The sequence below is a fragment of the Streptomyces sp. DT224 genome (assembly GCF_049844595.1).
In the GTDB taxonomy this organism is placed as follows: Bacteria; Actinomycetota; Actinomycetes; order Streptomycetales; family Streptomycetaceae; genus Streptomyces.
Genome location: NZ_JBNCLI010000010.1, coordinates 86,192 through 102,286, shown reverse-complemented (window position 1 = coordinate 102,286; position 16,095 = coordinate 86,192). Strand labels below are relative to the sequence as shown.

Genomic DNA, 16,095 nt, shown 5'->3' with positions numbered 1-16,095 from the left:
ACGGTGCCCCGGAGAAGGGCGGGCGGCGCGCGCGGGTGCAGGATGGAGGCATGGATCTTCGCATTTTCACCGAGCCCCAGCAGGGGGCGAGCTACGACACCCTGCTCACCGTCGCCAAGGCCACCGAGGACCTCGGCTTCGACGCCTTCTACCGGTCCGACCACTATCTGCGCATGGGGCAGGGCGACGGCCTGCCCGGCCCCACGGACGCCTGGATCACGCTGGCCGGGCTGGCCCGAGAGACCAAGCGCATCCGCCTCGGCACGCTGATGACCGCGGGCACCTTCCGGCTCCCCGGCGTCCTCGCCATCCAGGTCGCGCAGGTCGACCAGATGTCCGGCGGCCGGGTCGAACTGGGCCTGGGAGCGGGCTGGTTCGAGGAGGAGCACAAGGCGTACGGCATCCCCTTCCCGAAGGAGAAGTTCGGCCGCCTGGAGGAGCAGCTCGCCATCGTCACCGGGCTGTGGGCGACCGAGGTCGGCAAGACGTTCAGCTTTGACGGCACGTACTACCAGCTGACGGACTCGCCCGCGCTGCCCAAGCCGACGCAGGCCAAGGTGCCGGTGCTCATCGGCGGACACGGTGCCAAGCGCACCCCGCGTCTCGCCGCCCAGTACGCCGACGAGTTCAACATCCCGTTCGCCTCGCTGGAGGACAGCGAGAAGCAGTTCGGCCGGGTCCGGGAGGCGGCCGAGGCGGCGGGCCGCAAGCCGGACGACCTGGTGTACTCCAACGCGCTGGTCGTCTGCGTCGGCCGGGACGACGCGGAGGTCGCGCGCCGGGCCGAAGCCATCGGCCGCGACGTGGTGGAGCTGAAGGCGAACGGGCTCGCGGGGTCGCCCGCCGAGGTGGTCGACAAGATCGGGCGGTTCGCGGCGATCGGGGCGTCGCGGATCTACCTCCAGGTGCTCGACCTGGACGACCTGGACCACCTGGAACTGATCTCCTCCCAGGTCCAGTCCCAGCTGGGCTGAGAGCGGGGTCGCGATGACACCCGGGCCCGGCCGCCCTCTGGCCGCCGCGCTGGCCGAAGGCACGCTCGTCCTCGACGGCGGGCTCTCCAACCAGTTGGAGGCGCAGGGCTGCGATCTGTCCGACGCCCTGTGGTCCGCCCGGCTGCTCGCCGACGGACCCGGGCAGATCGAGGCCGCCCACACGGCGTACGTGCGGGCGGGGGCCCAGGTGCTCATCACGGCCAGCTACCAGGCGAGCTACGAGGGTTTCGAGCGGCGCGGAATCGGGCGGGAGGAGGCGGCCGGGCTCTTCGCCCGCAGCGTGGAGCTGGCCCGCCGGGCGGCCGCCACGGTCGACCGGGACGTCTGGGTGGCGGCCTCGGTAGGCCCGTACGGGGCGGTGACGGCGGACGGCGCGGAGTACCGGGGCCGCTACGGGCTCACCGTCCGGGAGCTGGAACGCTTCCACCGCCCCCGGATCGAGGCGCTGGCCGCCGCCGGGCCGGACGCGCTGGCCCTGGAGACGGTGCCGGACCTGGACGAGGCGCGGGCGCTGCTGCGGGTGGCCGGAGAGTGCGGGCTGCCGGTGTGGCTCTCCTACACCGTGGACGGCGGCCGGACCCGGGCCGGCCAGCCGCTGGACGAGGCGTTCGCCCTGGCCCGGGCGCACGACGAGGTGATCGCGGTCGGCGTCAACTGCTGCGACCCGGCCGACGCGGAGGCCGCCGCGAGGGTGGCGGTCCGGGCGACCGGCAAGCCGGCCGTGGTCTACCCGAACAGCGGCGAGCGCTGGGATGCGGGGGACGGTGCCTGGACCGGGACGGCCACGTTCACCCCGGGGCGGGCGGCGTCCTGGCAGCAGGCGGGCGCACGGCTCATCGGCGGCTGCTGCCGGGTGGGCCCGGAGGCGATCGCGAGGCTGGCGGCCGCGCGGCGCGGTGCGTCCGGGGGCCCCGAGGGGGGAGCCGGGGCGGGGTGACGCCGCGTGGGCCCGCGCGGGGGTGCCGGTCGGCGTCGGGGGGCGTGGCCCGCGGGGTCACCGCAGGCGGATGCCGGACCAGGTGGCGACCTCGCACTGCCCGTCCGCGTTGTTCCCCGTGCTGACGACCGTGCCGTCGGTCCGCAGGCCGAGCGTGTGCGTCGAGCCCGCCGCCACGGCGACGATGTCGCGCCAGCCGCCGACCTCGCACTGTCCGCGGCTGTTGTCGCCCACCGCGAGGACCCGTCCGGAGGAGGTGACACCGACGGTGTGGCAGCTGCCCGCGTCCAGCCCCACCACGTCCGCCCACGCACCCACCTCGCACGCGCCGTTCGCCCGGTCGCCGGTGGCCAGGGCGCGTCCGTCGGCTCCGAGGCCGACGGTGTGGAGATACCCGGCCGAGACGGCAGCCAGGCCGCGCCATTCCGCCACGGCGCACTGCCCGCGCCGGTTGTTCCCCGTGGCCACCGCGGAACCGTCGGCCCGGACGCCGACCGAGTGCCAGTCACCGCACGAGAGGGCGACCACCTCGCGCCACGGCCCCACCTCGCACTGCCCTTCCGCGCACCGGCCCGCCGCCAGCACGCGGCCGTTCCCGAGCAGCCCGAGCGTGCGGCGCCAGCCCGCGGCCACGGCCGTGACGCCTCGCCAGCCGGAGACGTCGCACTGCCCGTCGCCGTTCCACCCCGTCGCCAGCACCGTGCCGTCCGAACGGAGGCCCACCGTATGGGACCTGCCCGTGTTCCTCGCGGTGTGGACGTTGCCCGCCGCGACCGAGACAACCCGGTCCCACAGGCCGACCCGGCACTCGGCGGTCGTGAGCGTGCCGCCCGCCGCGCGCACGGTGCCGTCCCGGCGCAGGCCGACCGAGTGACGCCGCGCGGCGGCCAGCACCGACGGGCGGATGAGCATGGCGCCTCCTGGAAGCTCGGTGGGAGCACGTGTGGCGGGACACGGAAATTGCCTGGTGGGAGGTGAGCGGGCGGATCATACTCACACGTGTGTTCCTGACGATCAGTACTACCGGCTCCCCGGAACGTCCCGCCACCGACCTCGGGTTTCTGCTGCACAAGCATCCCGAGCGGGCGCAGGCGTTCTCCACCTCCCATGGCACCGCGCACGTCTTCTATCCCGAGGCTTCCGCGGAGCGCTGCACGGCTGCCCTGCTGCTGGAGGTCGATCCCATCGCGCTGGTGCGCAAGGGGAAGGGCAAGGGCCGGGGCGGGGCGCCCGACGCGGCGCTCGCGCAGTACGTCAACGACCGCCCCTACGCGGCATCCTCGCTGCTGTCCGTCGCGATGAGCACCGTCTTCAAGTCCGCGCTGAGCGGTGCCTGCAAGGCGATGCCCGAGCGGGCGGCGGCCCCCATGGAGCTGCGGATCGAAGTGCCCGCCCTGCCGGCCCGTGGTGGTGCCGAGCTGGTGCGCAAGCTCTTCGGTCCGCTCGGATGGACGCGGGTGGAGGCGGAGCCCGTACCGCTGGACGAGACGTTCCCGGAGTGGGGCGACTCGCGGTACGTACGGCTCGTCCTCGAAGGCGAGCTGCGGCTCGCCGACGCGCTGCGCCAGCTGTACGTGCTGCTGCCGGTCCTCGACGACGCCAAGCACTACTGGGTGGCGCCCGACGAGGTGGACAAGCTGCTGCGCGCGGGTGAGGGGTGGCTCGCGGAGCACCCCGAGCACAAGCTCATCACCAGCCGGTACCTGGCGCGGCGCTGGGGGCTCACCCGGCAGGCGATGGAGCGGCTGGAACTGGTGCGGCTCGCGGAGGCGGACGACCTCGACGTCGAGAGCGTCGACAACGCCGTGGACGAGGGCTCCGACACCGAGGAGCGGCCGGTGCCGCTGGCCGTGCACCGCCGCGACGCGATCCTCGCCGCGCTCACCGCCGCCGGAGCCGGCCGCGTGCTCGACCTGGGCTGCGGACAGGGGCAGTTGGTGCAGGCGCTGCTGAAGGACCCGCGCTTCACGGAGATCGTCGGCCTCGACGTGTCCATGCGCGCCCTGACGATCGCCTCGCGCCGGCTGAAGCTGGACCGGATGGGGGAGCGGCAGGCGGCCCGCGTGACGCTGCGCCAGGGCTCCCTGACCTACACGGACAAGCGGCTCAAGGGATACGACGCCGCGGTGCTCAGCGAGGTCATCGAGCACCTGGACCCGGAGCGGCTGCCCGCCCTGGAGTTCGCCGTGTTCGGCTCCGCCCGTCCCCGCACGGTCCTCGTGACGACGCCCAACGTCGAGTACAACGTCCGCTGGGAGACCCTTCCGGCCGGCCACACCCGCCACGGCGACCACCGCTTCGAGTGGACCCGGGCCGAATTCCGGTCCTGGGCCGAGGCGGTGGCCGCACGGCACGGGTACGGCGTGGAGTACGTGCCCATCGGCCCGGACGACCCCGAGGTCGGCCCGCCCACCCAGATGGCTGTGTTCAGCACCGGCACCACCACCGACGAGACCCAGAAGGAGGCGAAAGCCGCATGACCACCAACGAAACCGGGCGCGCCCCGCGCACCCTCCCCGTCACCGACCTCTCCCTCGTCGTGCTCGTCGGGGCCAGCGGGTCCGGCAAGTCCACCTTCGCCCGGCGGCACTTCAAGCCGACCGAGGTCATCTCCTCGGACTTCTGCCGTGGCCTCGTCGCCGACGACGAGAACGACCAGAGCGCCAGCAAGGACGCCTTCGACGTCCTGCACTACATCGCGGGCAAGCGCCTCGCCGCCGGCCGGCTGACCGTCGTGGACGCCACGAACGTGCAGCCGGAGGCCCGGCGCCAGCTCGTGCGCGTGGCCCGGGAGTACGACGTGCTGCCCATCGCCATCGTGCTCGACCTGCCCGAAGAGGTCTGCCTCGCCCGCAACGCGGCCCGCCCGGACCGCGCCGACATGCCCCGCCACGTCATCCAGCGCCACCGCCGCGAGCTGCGCCGCTCCCTGCGCGGCCTGGAGCGCGAGGGCTTCCGCAAGGTGCACATCCTGCGCTCCGAGGAGGAGGCCGAGCAGGCCGAAGTGGTCCTGGAGCGCCGCTACAACGACCTGCGCCACCTCACCGGGCCGTTCGACATCATCGGCGACATCCACGGCTGCCGCTCCGAGCTGGACACCCTCCTCGGCAAGCTGGGGTACGTGGACGGCGCCCACCCCGAGGGCCGCACCGCGGTCTTCGTCGGCGACCTCGTCGACCGCGGCCCCGACAGCCCCGGCGTCCTGCGCCGCGTGATGTCGATGGTCGCCGACGGGAACGCGCTGTGCGTCCCCGGCAACCACGAGAACAAGCTCGGCCGCTACCTCAAGGGCCGCAAGGTACAGCTGACCCACGGCCTCGCCGAGACCGTCGAGCAGCTGGAACGGGAGGACGCGAAGGACCCCGACTTCCGCAAGCAGGTCGGCGCGTTCATCGACGGGCTCGTCAGCCACTACGTGCTGGACGGCGGCCGGCTCGTCGTCTGCCACGCCGGGCTGCCCGAGAAGTACCACGGCCGCACCTCCGGCCGGGTCCGCTCGCACGCGCTGTACGGGGAGACCACCGGCGAGACCGACGAGTTCGGGCTGCCCGTGCGCTACCCGTGGGCGGAGGACTACCGGGGCAGCGCCGCCGTGGTCTACGGCCACACGCCCGTGCCCACCACCTCGTGGATCAACAACACCATCTGCCTGGACACCGGTGCCGTCTTCGGCGGGAAGATGACCGCGCTGCGCTGGCCGGAGCGCGAGCTCGTCGACGTACCGGCGGAGCAGGTCTGGTACGAGCCGGTGAAACCGCTGGAGACGGAGGCGCCCGGGGGCCGGGAGGGCCGGCCGCTGGACCTGGACGACGTGCAGGGCCGCCGGATCGTGGAGACCCGGCACATGGGCCGCCTCGCCGTCCGCGAGGAGAACGCGGCCGCCGCCCTGGAGGTCATGAGCCGGTTCGCGGTCGACCCCCGGCTGCTGCCCTACCTGCCGCCGACCATGGCGCCCACCGCCACCTCGCGGGAGGAGGGCTACCTGGAGCACCCGGCCGAGGCGTTCGGCGAGTACCGGGCGGCCGGCGTGGCGAAGGTCGTGTGCGAGGAGAAGCACATGGGCTCCCGCGCCGTGGCCCTGGTCTGCAAGGACGCCGTCGCGGCCCGGGAGCGCTTCGGGACCGCGGACACCGGCGACGGCGGGCCCACCGGCGCGCTGTACACCCGCACCGGCCGCCCGTTCCTGGACGACTCCGCGCTCACCGAGGCGGTGCTCGGGCGGCTGCGCGCGGCCGTGACCGCGGCCGGGCTGTGGGACGAGTGGGGCACCGACTGGGTGCTGCTCGACGCCGAGCTGATGCCCTGGTCCCTGAAGGCGCGCGGCCTGCTCCGCTCGCAGTACGCGGCCGTGGGCGCCGCCTCCGGCGCCGTGTTCCCCGCCGCCACCGGGGCCCTCGCGGCAGCCGCCGCGCGCGGCGTCGACCTGGGCGCGCTCGCGGACCGGCAGCGGGAGCGGGCCGAGGACGCCGCCGCGTTCACGCGGGCGTACCGCCGCTACTGCTGGGGCACCGAGGGGCTGGACGGGGTGCGCCTCGCACCGTTCCAGATCCTCGCCGTACAGGGCCGCTCCCTCGCCTCCGTACCGCACGACGAGCAGCTGGCCTGGCTGGACCGGCTGGTGGAGCACGACCCCACCGGGCTGCTCCAGGTCACCCGGCGGCTCGTCGTGGACACCGCCGACGAGGCGTCGGTCCGGGCGGGCACCGACTGGTGGCTGGAGATGACCGGCCGGGGCGGCGAGGGCATGGTCGTCAAGCCGCTCGGCGCGCTCGTCCGGGACGGCAAGGGACGCCTGGTGCAGCCCGGGATCAAGGTGCGCGGCCGGGAGTACCTGCGGATCATCTACGGTCCCGAGTACACCCGCCCGGACAATCTGGACCGGCTGCGCGGCCGCTTCCTCGGCCACAAGCGCTCGCTGGCCCTGCGCGAGTACGCCCTCGGCCTGGAGGCCCTGGACCGGCTCGCGGACGGGGAGCCGCTGTGGCGGGTCCACGAAGCGGTGTTCGCCGTCCTGGCGCTGGAGTCGGAGCCGGTGGACCCCCGGCTCTGACAACGCGTCGGGCCGGGCCGGCCAAACAGGCTGGCGATTCGCCGGGTGAACGGCGCGCCGCGCGGTGAGGATGTGGGCATGGGATTCCATGTCGACTCCGAGGCCGGGCGGCTGCGCCGCGTCATCCTGCACCGCCCCGATCTGGAACTGAAACGGCTCACGCCGAGCAACAAGGACGCGCTGCTCTTCGACGACGTGCTCTGGGTGCGCCGGGCCCGGCAGGAGCACGACGGGTTCGCGGACGTGCTGCGCGACCGGGGCGTCGAGGTGCACCTCTTCGGCGACCTGCTGCGCGAGGCGCTGGAGATCCCGGTCGCCCGGCGCCTCGTGCTGGACCGGGTCTTCGCCGAGAAGGAGTACGGCCCGCTCGCCACCGAGCACCTGCGGGCCGCCTTCGAGGAGTTGACCGCGGCCGAGCTGTGCGAGGCGTTGGTCGGCGGGATGACCAAGCGGGAGTTCCTGGAACGGCACGAGGAGCCGGTCTCGGTGCGCTTCCACGTCATGGACCTGGACGACTTCCTGCTCGGGCCGCTCCCCAACCACCTGTTCACCCGGGACACCTCGGCGTGGATCTACGACGGCGTCTCGATCAACGCCATGCGCTGGCCCGCCCGGCAGCGCGAGACGGTCCACTTCGAGGCGATCTACCGTCACCACCCGCTGTTCACCGGGCCGGAGGCGGGCGCCTTCCACCACTGGTCCGAGGGGCAGGACGACTACCCCTCCACCATCGAGGGCGGTGACGTCCTCGTCATCGGCAACGGCGCCGTGCTCATCGGGATGAGCGAGCGCACCACCCCGCAGGCCGTGGAGATGCTGGCCCGGGGGCTCTTCGACGCCGGCTCGGCCCGGACCATCGTGGCGCTGGACATGCCGAAGAGCCGGGCCTTCATGCACCTGGACACCGTGATGACGATGGTCGACGGGGACACCTTCACCAAGTACGCGGGCCTCGGCATGCTCCGCTCGTACACGATCGAGCCCGGCGACGGGCCGCGCGACCTCAAGGTCACCGACCACCCGCCCGAGCAGATGCACACCGCCATCGCCCGGGCGCTCGGTCTCGGCTCGATCCGGGTGCTCACCGCGACGCAGGACGTGCACGCGGCCGAGCGGGAGCAGTGGGACGACGGCTGCAACGTGCTGGCCGTCGAACCCGGGGTCGTCGTCGCGTACGAGCGCAACGCCACCACCAACACGCATCTGCGCCGGCAGGGCATCGAGGTCATCGAGATCCGGGGCAGCGAGCTGGGCCGGGGCCGGGGCGGTCCGCGCTGCATGAGCTGCCCGGTCGTACGGGACGCGGTCTGACGGGCGGCGGGGCCCGTACCGCACGACGGGACTGTATAGCGATGCATTGCGTCGTATAGGGTTCCAGCGTTACGGTATGCGTCCCCTCGCCCGACCCAGGAGCAGTCACCATGGCCATAGACCTCGCAGGCCGCCACTTCCTCAAGGAGCTGGACTTCACGGCCGCGGAGTTCCGCGGTCTGATCGAGCTGGCCGCCGAGCTCAAGGCCGCCAAGAAGTCGGGCACGGAGACGCAGCGGCTGCGCGGCCGGAACATCGCGCTGATCTTCGAGAAGACGTCGACCCGCACCCGGTGCGCGTTCGAGGTCGCCGCCGCCGATCAGGGCGCCTCGACCACCTACCTCGACCCCTCCGGCTCCCAGATGGGGCACAAGGAGTCGGTCAAGGACACCGCGCGCGTCCTCGGCCGGATGTTCGACGGGATCGAGTACCGGGGCGACAGCCAGGCGGCCGTCGAGGAACTGGCGGCGTACGCCGGAGTGCCGGTCTTCAACGGGCTGACCGACGACTGGCACCCGACCCAGATGCTCGCCGACGTGCTGACGATGACCGAGCACAGCGAGAAGCCGCTGGAGGAGATCGCCTTCGCCTACCTCGGTGACGCCCGCTTCAACATGGGCAACTCCTACCTCGTCACCGGCGCCCTGCTCGGCATGGACGTGCGCATCGTCGCGCCCAAGGCGTACTGGCCGGCCGAGACGGTCGTCGCCGAGGCCCGCGCGCTCGCCGAGAAGTCCGGCGCACGGGTCACGCTCACCGAGGACGTGGCCGAGGGGGTGCGCGGCGCGGACTTCGTCGCCACCGACGTCTGGGTCTCGATGGGCGAGCCCAAGGAGGTCTGGGACGCCCGCATCGCCGCCCTCGTGCCGTACGCCGTCACGATGGACGTCCTGCGGGCCACCGGGAACGCCGGGGTGAAGTTCATGCACTGCCTGCCCGCGTACCACGACCTCGGCACCGGGGTGGCGCGCGAGATCCACGAGCGGCACGGGCTGAGTGAGCTGGAGGTCACCGACGAGGTCTTCGAGTCCGAGCACTCCGTGGTCTTCGACGAGGCGGAGAACCGCATGCACACGATCAAGGCCGTGCTCGTGGCGACGATGGCGGATTAGGGCCTGTCCGGCGTCCGCATGGTCATGCATCCAATTGGGTGAATATGCGGACAGGTGTCTATGATGGTGCCGATTGGTGGGGTTCGAGCTCGCACGCTCGAACCCCCTTTTCGTGCGTGCGACGGCCCCCACCGCCCGATCCGCGCCTCCCCCCACGCGTACCACCGGAAATGAGACACCGCCGTGAGCCCTCTGCGCCTTCCCGGCCCCCCGCACCGCGTCAAGGACCCGCACCGGCTGATCGCCGAATCGGGTGCCGACCTGGAGGGGCACGGCCTCAAGCGCACCATGGGCCTGTTCCAGCTGGTGTGCTTCGGAGTCGGCGCGGTCGTCGGGACCGGCATCTTCGTGGGCCTGTCCGACAGCGTGGCGGAGGCCGGGCCCGCCGTCGTGGTCTCCTTCGTCCTCGCGGCCGTCACCTGCGTCTTCACGGCGTTCTCGTTCGCCGAGCTGGGCAGCGCCATTCCCGTCTCCGGCAGCTCGTACTCCTTCGCCTACGCCACGCTCGGCGAACGCCTCGCCTTCCTCGTCGGCTGGTGCCTGCTCCTGGAGTACGGCGTCTCGGTCTCCGCCGTCGCGGTCGGCTGGAGCCAGTACGTCAACGAACTGCTCGACAGCCTCTTCGGCCACCAGCTGCCCGCCGCGCTCTCCGCCGGACCGGCGGACGGCGGCGTGATCAACCTGCCCGCCGTGATCGTGGTCATGATGGCCGCGACGCTGCTGGTGCGCGGTGTACGGGAGAGCGCGACCGCCACCGCCGCGATGGCCGTCCTCAAGCTGGTCGTCCTGGCCATGTTCTGCGTGATCGCGTTCACCGCGTTCGAGCGCGGCAACCTCGCCCCGTTCGCCACCCATGGCGCGGGCGGCGTCACGGCGGGCGCGTCGCTGGCGTTCTTCTCGTACATCGGCTTCGACGCGATCACCACGGCGGGGGAGGAGGTCAAGAACCCCCGGCGCAACATCCCGCTCGCGATCATGATCTGCATCGGCCTGGTCACGCTGCTCTACTGCGCGGTCGCCCTGGCCGCGATCGGCGCGCTCGGCCCGGACGCCGTCGCCGACAAGCCCGCCGCGCTCTCGCTCATCGTCGACCAGGTCACCGGCTCGTCCGTGGGCGGCGGGATCATCGCCTTCGGCGCGGTCGTGGCCATCGCCTCGGTGGTCCTCGCGGTGATGTACGGGCAGACCCGCATCCTGATGTCGATGTCCCGCGACGGCCTGGTCCCGAGGGTCTTCGAGCGGGTTTCACCGCGCACCGCGACCCCGGTCGCCAACACCTGGATCGTCGCCGTCGTCTTCGCGGTCCCGGCGGCCTTCTCCTCGCTCGACATGGTGGTGAACCTGACCACCATCGGCACACTCGCCACCATGGTCGCCGTCAATGCCGCCGTCCTCGTGCTGCGCCGCCGCAACCCCGAGGTCCGCGGCTCCTTCCGGGTCCCGCTCTACCCGCTGAGCCCGCTCATCGGGATCGGTTTCTGCGTTTATCTGATGTACGGCACCGGCTGGACGACCTGGGTGCAGTTCGCCGTGTTCCTCGCGGCCGGCGCCCTCGTGTACGCGGTCTACGGGCACCGCCGCTCCAGGCTGGCCCAGGGCTCCTAAGGCTGTACGGGCGGCAGCCGGAACCAGACCGCCTTGCCGCGCCCGGCCGGGCGGTGACCGCAGGACGAGCTGAGCGTGCGGATCAGCAGCAGCCCCCGGCCGTGCTCCTGCCACGGGTCCGGTACGTCATCGGGCCCGGGGCGGGACAGGTCGCCGGGCGGGGCGGGATCCCCGTCGTGCACCTCCACCTGGCAGCCGGCCGGAAGCAGCTCGACCACCAGCTCTATGGGCTCGTCGCCCGGGGTGTGCTCCACCGCGTTGGCGACCAGCTCGGCGGTGAGCAGTTCGGCGGTGTCGCTGTCGGCGGGGGCGTCGATGTCCGTCAGCACCGAGCGGATCAGCGCGCGGGCGATCGGCACGGCGGCCGTGGAGTGCGGCAGGGAGATGCGCCAGGAGGGGGTTGGCGGTCCGTCGGGGGGCACGAGGGTTCCGTTCACGTGAGCGTGGGGGTCCTGGGCTCAGACGGTCCGCGCTCAAGACTTCTTCGCCCCCACCTTACGAAGCGGCGCGACAGGGACAAGAGCCTCGCGTCCGGGACCTTGGGGACATTCGTCACTGGACCCGGCGACGCGCGCCGATGTATCGCGTACTCGTGACGGCAGTCACACAACGGTGATAAATTCGGGGTCAGGCAGCAGCGACGGCTGAAGGGGACACCCCGCCATGAGCCCGTTCACCGGCTCCGCACCGCGTACGCAGCACTGGCGCCACCTGCGGGTCACCGTCGAGGACGGCGTCGCCACCGTCACCCTCGCCCGCCCCGAGAAACTCAACGCCCTGACCTTCGGCGCCTACGCCGACCTCCGCGACCTGCTGGCCGAGCTGGCCCGGGAGCGCTCCGTGCGGGCGCTGGTCCTGGCCGGTGAGGGGCGCGGCTTCTGCTCCGGCGGCGACGTGGACGAGATCATCGGCGCGACCCTGGCCATGGACACCGCCCAGCTCCTGGACTTCAACCGGATGACCGGCCAGGTCGTCCGCGCGGTCCGCGAGTGCCCCTTCCCCGTCATCGCCTCGGTGCACGGGGTGGCCGCCGGGGCCGGCGCCGTCCTCGCCCTCGCCGCCGACTTCCGCGTCGCCGACCCCACCGCCCGGTTCGCCTTCCTCTTCACCCGGGTCGGGCTCTCCGGCGGCGACATGGGCGCGGCCTATCTGCTGCCCCGGGTCGTCGGCCTCGGACACGCCACCCGGCTCCTGATGCTCGGGGAACCCGTCCGCGCCCCCGAGGCCGAGCGGATCGGCCTGATCAGCGAGCTCACCGACGAGGGCGACGCCGACAAGGCCGCCGCCGGGCTCGCCCGCCGCCTCGCGGACGGGCCCGCGCTCGCCCTCGCCCAGACCAAGGCGCTGCTCACCGCCGAGCTGGACATGCCGCTGGCCGCCGCCGTCGAGATGGACGCCGCGACCCAGGCCCTCCTGATGCACGGCGAGGACTACGCCGAATTCCACGCCGCGTTCAGCGAGAAGCGGCCGCCCGCCTGGCGGGGCAGATGACCGCCGCCGGCCCGCACCGGATCGCGGTCATCGGCGGTGGCCCCGGCGGGCTCTACGCGGCGGCGCTGCTCAAACGCCTCGGCCCGGACCGCGAGATCACCCTCTGGGAGCGCAACGCCCCCGACGACACCTTCGGCTTCGGCGTCGTCCTCTCCGACGAGACCCTCGGCGGCATCGAGCACGCCGACCCGGTCGTGCACCGCGCCCTCCAGCGCGAGTTCGTCCGCTGGGACGACATCGACATCGTGCACCGGGGCCGCACCCAGACCTCCGGCGGCCACGGCTTCGCCGCCCTCGGCCGCCGCCGGCTCCTGGAGATCCTGCACGAACGCTGCGCCGGGCTCGGCGTCGGCCTCCGCTTCCGTACGCAGGCCCCGCCCGCCGCCGAACTCGCCGCCACGCACGACCTGGTCATCGCCGCCGACGGCGTGCACAGCGCCACCCGCGACGCCCACGCGGACAGCTTCCGGCCCCGGATCACCGGACACCGCTGCCGTTACATCTGGCTCGCCGCCGATTTCGCCCTGGACGCCTTCCGCTTCGAGATCGCGGAGACCCCGTACGGCGTGATGCAGCTGCACGCCTACCCGTTCGCCCGCCCGTCGCCCGACCACCGCCCCACAACGGGGCCCTTCGGGCCGCTGAATAATTCCGGCGCCTCGACCGTCATCGTCGAAATGCGCGAGGAGGTCTGGCGGGCGGCCGGCTTCGACGTACCCGACCCGGCCGAGTCGATCGGCCAGTGCGCCAAGGTCTTCGCGAACGCCCTCGGCGGCCGCCCCCTGCGCTCCAACAACTCCGCCTGGCTCACCTTCCGTACCGTCGTCAACGCGCACTGGTCGCACGGGAACACCGTCCTCATCGGGGACGCCGCGCACACCGCGCACTTCTCCATCGGCTCCGGCACCAAGCTCGCCGTGGAGGACGCCCTCGCGCTCGCCGCCTGTATCGAGGAGCAGCCCTCGCTGCCCGCCGCACTCGCCGCGTACGAGAGCGAGCGGCGGCCCGTCGTGGAGTCGACGCAGCGCGCGGCGGCGGCCAGCCTGCGCTGGTTCGAGGAGCTGGGCCGGCACGTGGACCAGCCGCCCCGGCAGTTCGCGTTCAACCTCCTCACCCGCAGCCGCCGCGTCACCCACGACAACCTCCGGCTGCGCGATCCGGCGTTCACGGCCGGGGTGGAGGAGGAGTTCGGCTGCCCGCCGGGCACCCCGCCGATGTTCACGCCGCTGCGGTTGCGCGGCCTGGAACTGCGCAACCGCGTCGTCGTCTCGCCGATGGACATGTACTCGGCCTCCGACGGGGTCCCCGGCGACTTCCACCTCGTCCACCTCGGCGCACGGGCGCTGGGCGGCGCCGGGCTCGTCATGACGGAGATGGTCTGCGTCAGCCCCGAGGGCCGCATCACCCCCGGCTGCACCGGCCTCTACACCGACGAACAGGCGGCCGCCTGGACCCGGGTCGCCGATTTCGTGCACACCGCGTCCCCGGGCACCGCCCTCGGCGTCCAGCTCGGCCACTCAGGCCGCAAGGGCTCCACCAAGCTCATGTGGGAGGGCATCGACCAGCCCCTGGACCACGGCAACTGGCCGGTGACCGCCGCCTCGCCGCTGCCGTACGCGCCCGGGGTCAACCAGGTCCCGCACGCCCTGGACCGGGCCGGTCTGGACGAGGTCCGGGAGCAGTTCGCCGCCGCCGCCCGGCGCGCCGACGCCTGCGGGTTCGACCTGCTCGAACTGCACTGCGCGCACGGCTATCTGCTCTCCGGCTTCCTCTCGCCGCTCAGCAACCACCGCACCGACGCCTACGGCGGGCCGCTCGCCCACCGCCTCCGCTTCCCCCTGGAGGTGTTCGACGCGGTCCGCGAGCTGTGGCCGGACGACCGGCCGATGACCGTCCGGATCTCCGCCACCGACTGGGCGGAGGGCGGCACCACCGCCGAGGACGCCGTGGAGATCGCCCGCGCGTTCGTCGCGCACGGGGCCGACGCGATCGACGTCTCCACCGGCCAGGTCGTCCCCGGCGAGCGGCCCGAGTACGGACGGTCCTACCAGACCCCGTACGCCGACCGCATCCGCAACACCCTGTGCGTGCCGGTGATCGCGGTCGGCGCGATCTCCTCCTGGGACGACGTCAACTCTCTGCTCCTCGCGGGCCGCGCCGACCTCTGCGCCCTGGCCCGCCCCCACCTCTACGACCCGCACTGGACGCTCCACGCGGCGGCCGCACAGGGCTACACCGGTCCGGGCGCCCCCTGGCCCCTCCCGTACCGCGCGGGCAGCCGCACCCCGCCCACGGGCCGTACCGACGCGCCGAAACCGCGCCTCACCCTGGGGTGACCGGCAGGCACTCGTGGCACAGGCACGGGTCCGGGTGCGGGGCGGCGTGGTGGGTGTTCCGGCCCAGGCGCGCCACGCGCTCCAGCAGCTCGGCCAGCTCCGTGGCCTCCTCCCGGGTGCGGGTCGCGTGGCCGGGGCACCGCCGGAGCACGGCGGGGGAGTACACCAACTGGGGCCGGAACGTGTGCAGATGACGCGTGCCGGTGTCGATGGTGATCCAGTGACCGGTGTGCCGGCCGTGGCCGACCGCCGTCAGCTGCTCGTTGCCCATCCCGGGATGGGTGTCCACCACGTAGACCTTCGCGCCCGGCCGGAACGCCTTGGTGCCGGAGCGGAACTCCTGGCCCAGCTCCCCGTACCGCCGCCACCGCACGACGTTCGCCGCGACCAGCCAGCGCGGCTCGGGACCCTCAGCCACGGCCCGGCTCCGCGCCGGCCACCAGCCGGGCCGCGCACTTTGCCCCCGCGTCCCGCAGCCGCTCGTGCAGCCCCCGGAACACCTCGGCCGACCGGGCACCCGGCCACCCCTCGGGCAGCAGCTCCCGGGGCAGCCCCGGGTCGGCGTAGGGCACCCGGCGCCAGGAGTCCAGCGCCGTCAGGTAGTCCCGGTAGGCCGCCTCGGGGTCCGCCGCCGCGTCGCCGCGCGCCTTCCAGGCCCTGAGCACCGGTTCATGGCGGTCCAGGAAGCCGTGGTGGAGCCGGGCCACCGCCGCCAGGTCCCACCAGCGGGCCACGGCCTCCCGCGTCGCGCTGAAGCCCAGGTGGTCGCCCCGGAACAGATCGACGTACGGGGCGAGTCCCAGCCGCTCCAGGGTGTGCCGGGTCTCGTCGTACAGCCCCGCCGGGGCGATCCACACCCCGGGGGCCGCGGTGCCGAAACCGAGCCGGGCCAGGCGCGAGCGCAGCAGGTGCCGTTTGTGGCGCTCCGCCTCGGGCACCGAGAACACCGCCAGCACCCAGCCGTCCGCCAGCGGCGGGTCCGGGTGGCGGTAGATGCGCCGGTCGCCGTCGTCCAGGAGCTGGCGGGCGTCCGCCGACAGCGCGTATCCGGCCGCCCCGTCCGCCGTGCGCGCGGCGACGAGCAGCCCGCGCCGCTTCAGCCGGGAGACGGACGAGCGTACGGCGGGGGCGTCCACGCCGACGGCACCGAGCAGCCGGACCAGTCCGGCCACCGGCATCGGCCCGTCGCCGGGGGTGCGGCCGTACGCCCCGTACAGGGTGACGATCAGCGAACGGGGGGTGTGCGGTTCGACCATGT

General features: G+C 73.3%; 13 protein-coding genes. 9 read left to right on the top strand and 4 right to left on the bottom strand.

Features of this window, described 5'->3' with window-relative positions:
• The first annotated feature begins 50 nt into the window (after positions 1-50).
• Complete coding sequence (locus ACLQ2N_RS24925; protein ID WP_425816371.1) at positions 51-974, top strand: LLM class F420-dependent oxidoreductase; 924 nt, start codon at positions 51-53, stop codon at positions 972-974.
• Between the two features lie 13 nt (positions 975-987).
• Positions 988-1,932, top strand: coding sequence for a homocysteine S-methyltransferase (mmuM, locus tag ACLQ2N_RS24920; protein WP_425816370.1), 945 nt, complete (start codon positions 988-990; stop codon positions 1,930-1,932).
• 57 nt (positions 1,933-1,989) lie between these two features.
• Here the strand turns inward: mmuM and ACLQ2N_RS24915 are convergent, their stop codons facing one another.
• Positions 1,990-2,844: an RCC1 domain-containing protein gene (locus tag ACLQ2N_RS24915; RefSeq protein WP_425816369.1), complete on the bottom strand. Its 855-nt coding sequence runs from the start codon at positions 2,842-2,844 to the stop codon at positions 1,990-1,992.
• 89 nt (positions 2,845-2,933) lie between these two features.
• Between ACLQ2N_RS24915 and ACLQ2N_RS24910 the strand changes: the two genes are divergently transcribed.
• The 5 genes from ACLQ2N_RS24910 to ACLQ2N_RS24890 all read left to right on the top strand — a co-directional run bounded on the left by ACLQ2N_RS24910 (position 2,934) and on the right by ACLQ2N_RS24890 (position 11,010).
• Entirely contained in the window at positions 2,934-4,412 is a 1,479-nt protein-coding gene (locus ACLQ2N_RS24910; protein ID WP_425816368.1) for a 3' terminal RNA ribose 2'-O-methyltransferase Hen1, read from the top strand.
• Positions 4,409-6,982, top strand: coding sequence for a polynucleotide kinase-phosphatase (locus ACLQ2N_RS24905; protein WP_425816367.1), 2,574 nt, complete (start codon positions 4,409-4,411; stop codon positions 6,980-6,982). Before ACLQ2N_RS24910 ends, ACLQ2N_RS24905 begins: the two co-directional genes overlap by 4 nt.
• Positions 6,983-7,060: 78 nt before the next feature.
• Positions 7,061-8,293: an arginine deiminase gene (locus ACLQ2N_RS24900; RefSeq protein ID WP_164402028.1), complete on the top strand. Its 1,233-nt coding sequence runs from the start codon at positions 7,061-7,063 to the stop codon at positions 8,291-8,293.
• Between the two features lie 110 nt (positions 8,294-8,403).
• A complete protein-coding gene (gene argF, locus ACLQ2N_RS24895) occupies positions 8,404-9,405 on the top strand; it encodes an ornithine carbamoyltransferase (protein WP_425816366.1) in 1,002 nt (333 codons plus the stop codon).
• Positions 9,406-9,588: 183 nt separating this feature from the next.
• Positions 9,589-11,010, top strand: coding sequence for an amino acid permease (locus tag ACLQ2N_RS24890; protein WP_425816365.1), 1,422 nt, complete (start codon positions 9,589-9,591; stop codon positions 11,008-11,010).
• Here the strand turns inward: ACLQ2N_RS24890 and ACLQ2N_RS24885 are convergent.
• Positions 11,007-11,432, bottom strand: a complete 426-nt coding sequence (locus ACLQ2N_RS24885; RefSeq protein ID WP_425816575.1) for an ATP-binding protein — start codon at positions 11,430-11,432, stop codon at positions 11,007-11,009. The two genes, ACLQ2N_RS24890 and ACLQ2N_RS24885, sit on opposite strands and share 4 nt — an antisense overlap.
• A 241-nt stretch (positions 11,433-11,673) precedes the next feature.
• On the opposite strand from ACLQ2N_RS24885, the gene ACLQ2N_RS24880 reads away from it, so the two are divergent.
• Positions 11,674-12,501, top strand: a complete 828-nt coding sequence (locus ACLQ2N_RS24880) for an enoyl-CoA hydratase family protein (RefSeq protein ID WP_425816364.1) — start codon at positions 11,674-11,676, stop codon at positions 12,499-12,501.
• Complete coding sequence (locus ACLQ2N_RS24875; RefSeq protein ID WP_425816363.1) at positions 12,498-14,837, top strand: bifunctional salicylyl-CoA 5-hydroxylase/oxidoreductase; 2,340 nt, start codon at positions 12,498-12,500, stop codon at positions 14,835-14,837. The genes ACLQ2N_RS24880 and ACLQ2N_RS24875 overlap by 4 nt, the downstream gene beginning before the upstream one ends.
• Here the strand turns inward: ACLQ2N_RS24875 and ACLQ2N_RS24870 are convergent.
• Complete coding sequence (locus ACLQ2N_RS24870; protein WP_425816362.1) at positions 14,824-15,255, bottom strand: hypothetical protein; 432 nt, start codon at positions 15,253-15,255, stop codon at positions 14,824-14,826. The two genes, ACLQ2N_RS24875 and ACLQ2N_RS24870, sit on opposite strands and share 14 nt — an antisense overlap.
• Positions 15,248-16,093, bottom strand: a complete 846-nt coding sequence (locus ACLQ2N_RS24865) for a PaaX family transcriptional regulator C-terminal domain-containing protein (RefSeq protein WP_425816361.1) — start codon at positions 16,091-16,093, stop codon at positions 15,248-15,250. The genes ACLQ2N_RS24870 and ACLQ2N_RS24865 overlap by 8 nt, the downstream gene beginning before the upstream one ends.
• Positions 16,094-16,095 lie beyond the last annotated feature (2 nt).

What these genes read in the sequence shown, in the direction of transcription:
- ACLQ2N_RS24925 (WP_425816371.1), top strand. Translation starts at nt 51, where the DNA reads ATGGATCTTCGCATTTTCACCGAGCCCCAGCAGGGGGCGAGCTACGAC.
- ACLQ2N_RS24915 (WP_425816369.1), bottom strand. Translation starts at nt 2,844, where the DNA reads ATGCTCATCCGCCCGTCGGTGCTGGCCGCCGCGCGGCGTCACTCGGTC.
- argF (WP_425816366.1), top strand. Translation starts at nt 8,404, where the DNA reads ATGGCCATAGACCTCGCAGGCCGCCACTTCCTCAAGGAGCTGGACTTC.
- ACLQ2N_RS24865 (WP_425816361.1), bottom strand. Translation starts at nt 16,093, where the DNA reads ATGGTCGAACCGCACACCCCCCGTTCGCTGATCGTCACCCTGTACGGG.
- ACLQ2N_RS24875 (WP_425816363.1), top strand. Translation starts at nt 12,498, where the DNA reads ATGACCGCCGCCGGCCCGCACCGGATCGCGGTCATCGGCGGTGGCCCC.
- ACLQ2N_RS24900 (WP_164402028.1), top strand. Translation starts at nt 7,061, where the DNA reads ATGGGATTCCATGTCGACTCCGAGGCCGGGCGGCTGCGCCGCGTCATC.
- ACLQ2N_RS24905 (WP_425816367.1), top strand. Translation starts at nt 4,409, where the DNA reads ATGACCACCAACGAAACCGGGCGCGCCCCGCGCACCCTCCCCGTCACC.
- ACLQ2N_RS24880 (WP_425816364.1), top strand. Translation starts at nt 11,674, where the DNA reads ATGAGCCCGTTCACCGGCTCCGCACCGCGTACGCAGCACTGGCGCCAC.
- mmuM (WP_425816370.1), top strand. Translation starts at nt 988, where the DNA reads ATGACACCCGGGCCCGGCCGCCCTCTGGCCGCCGCGCTGGCCGAAGGC.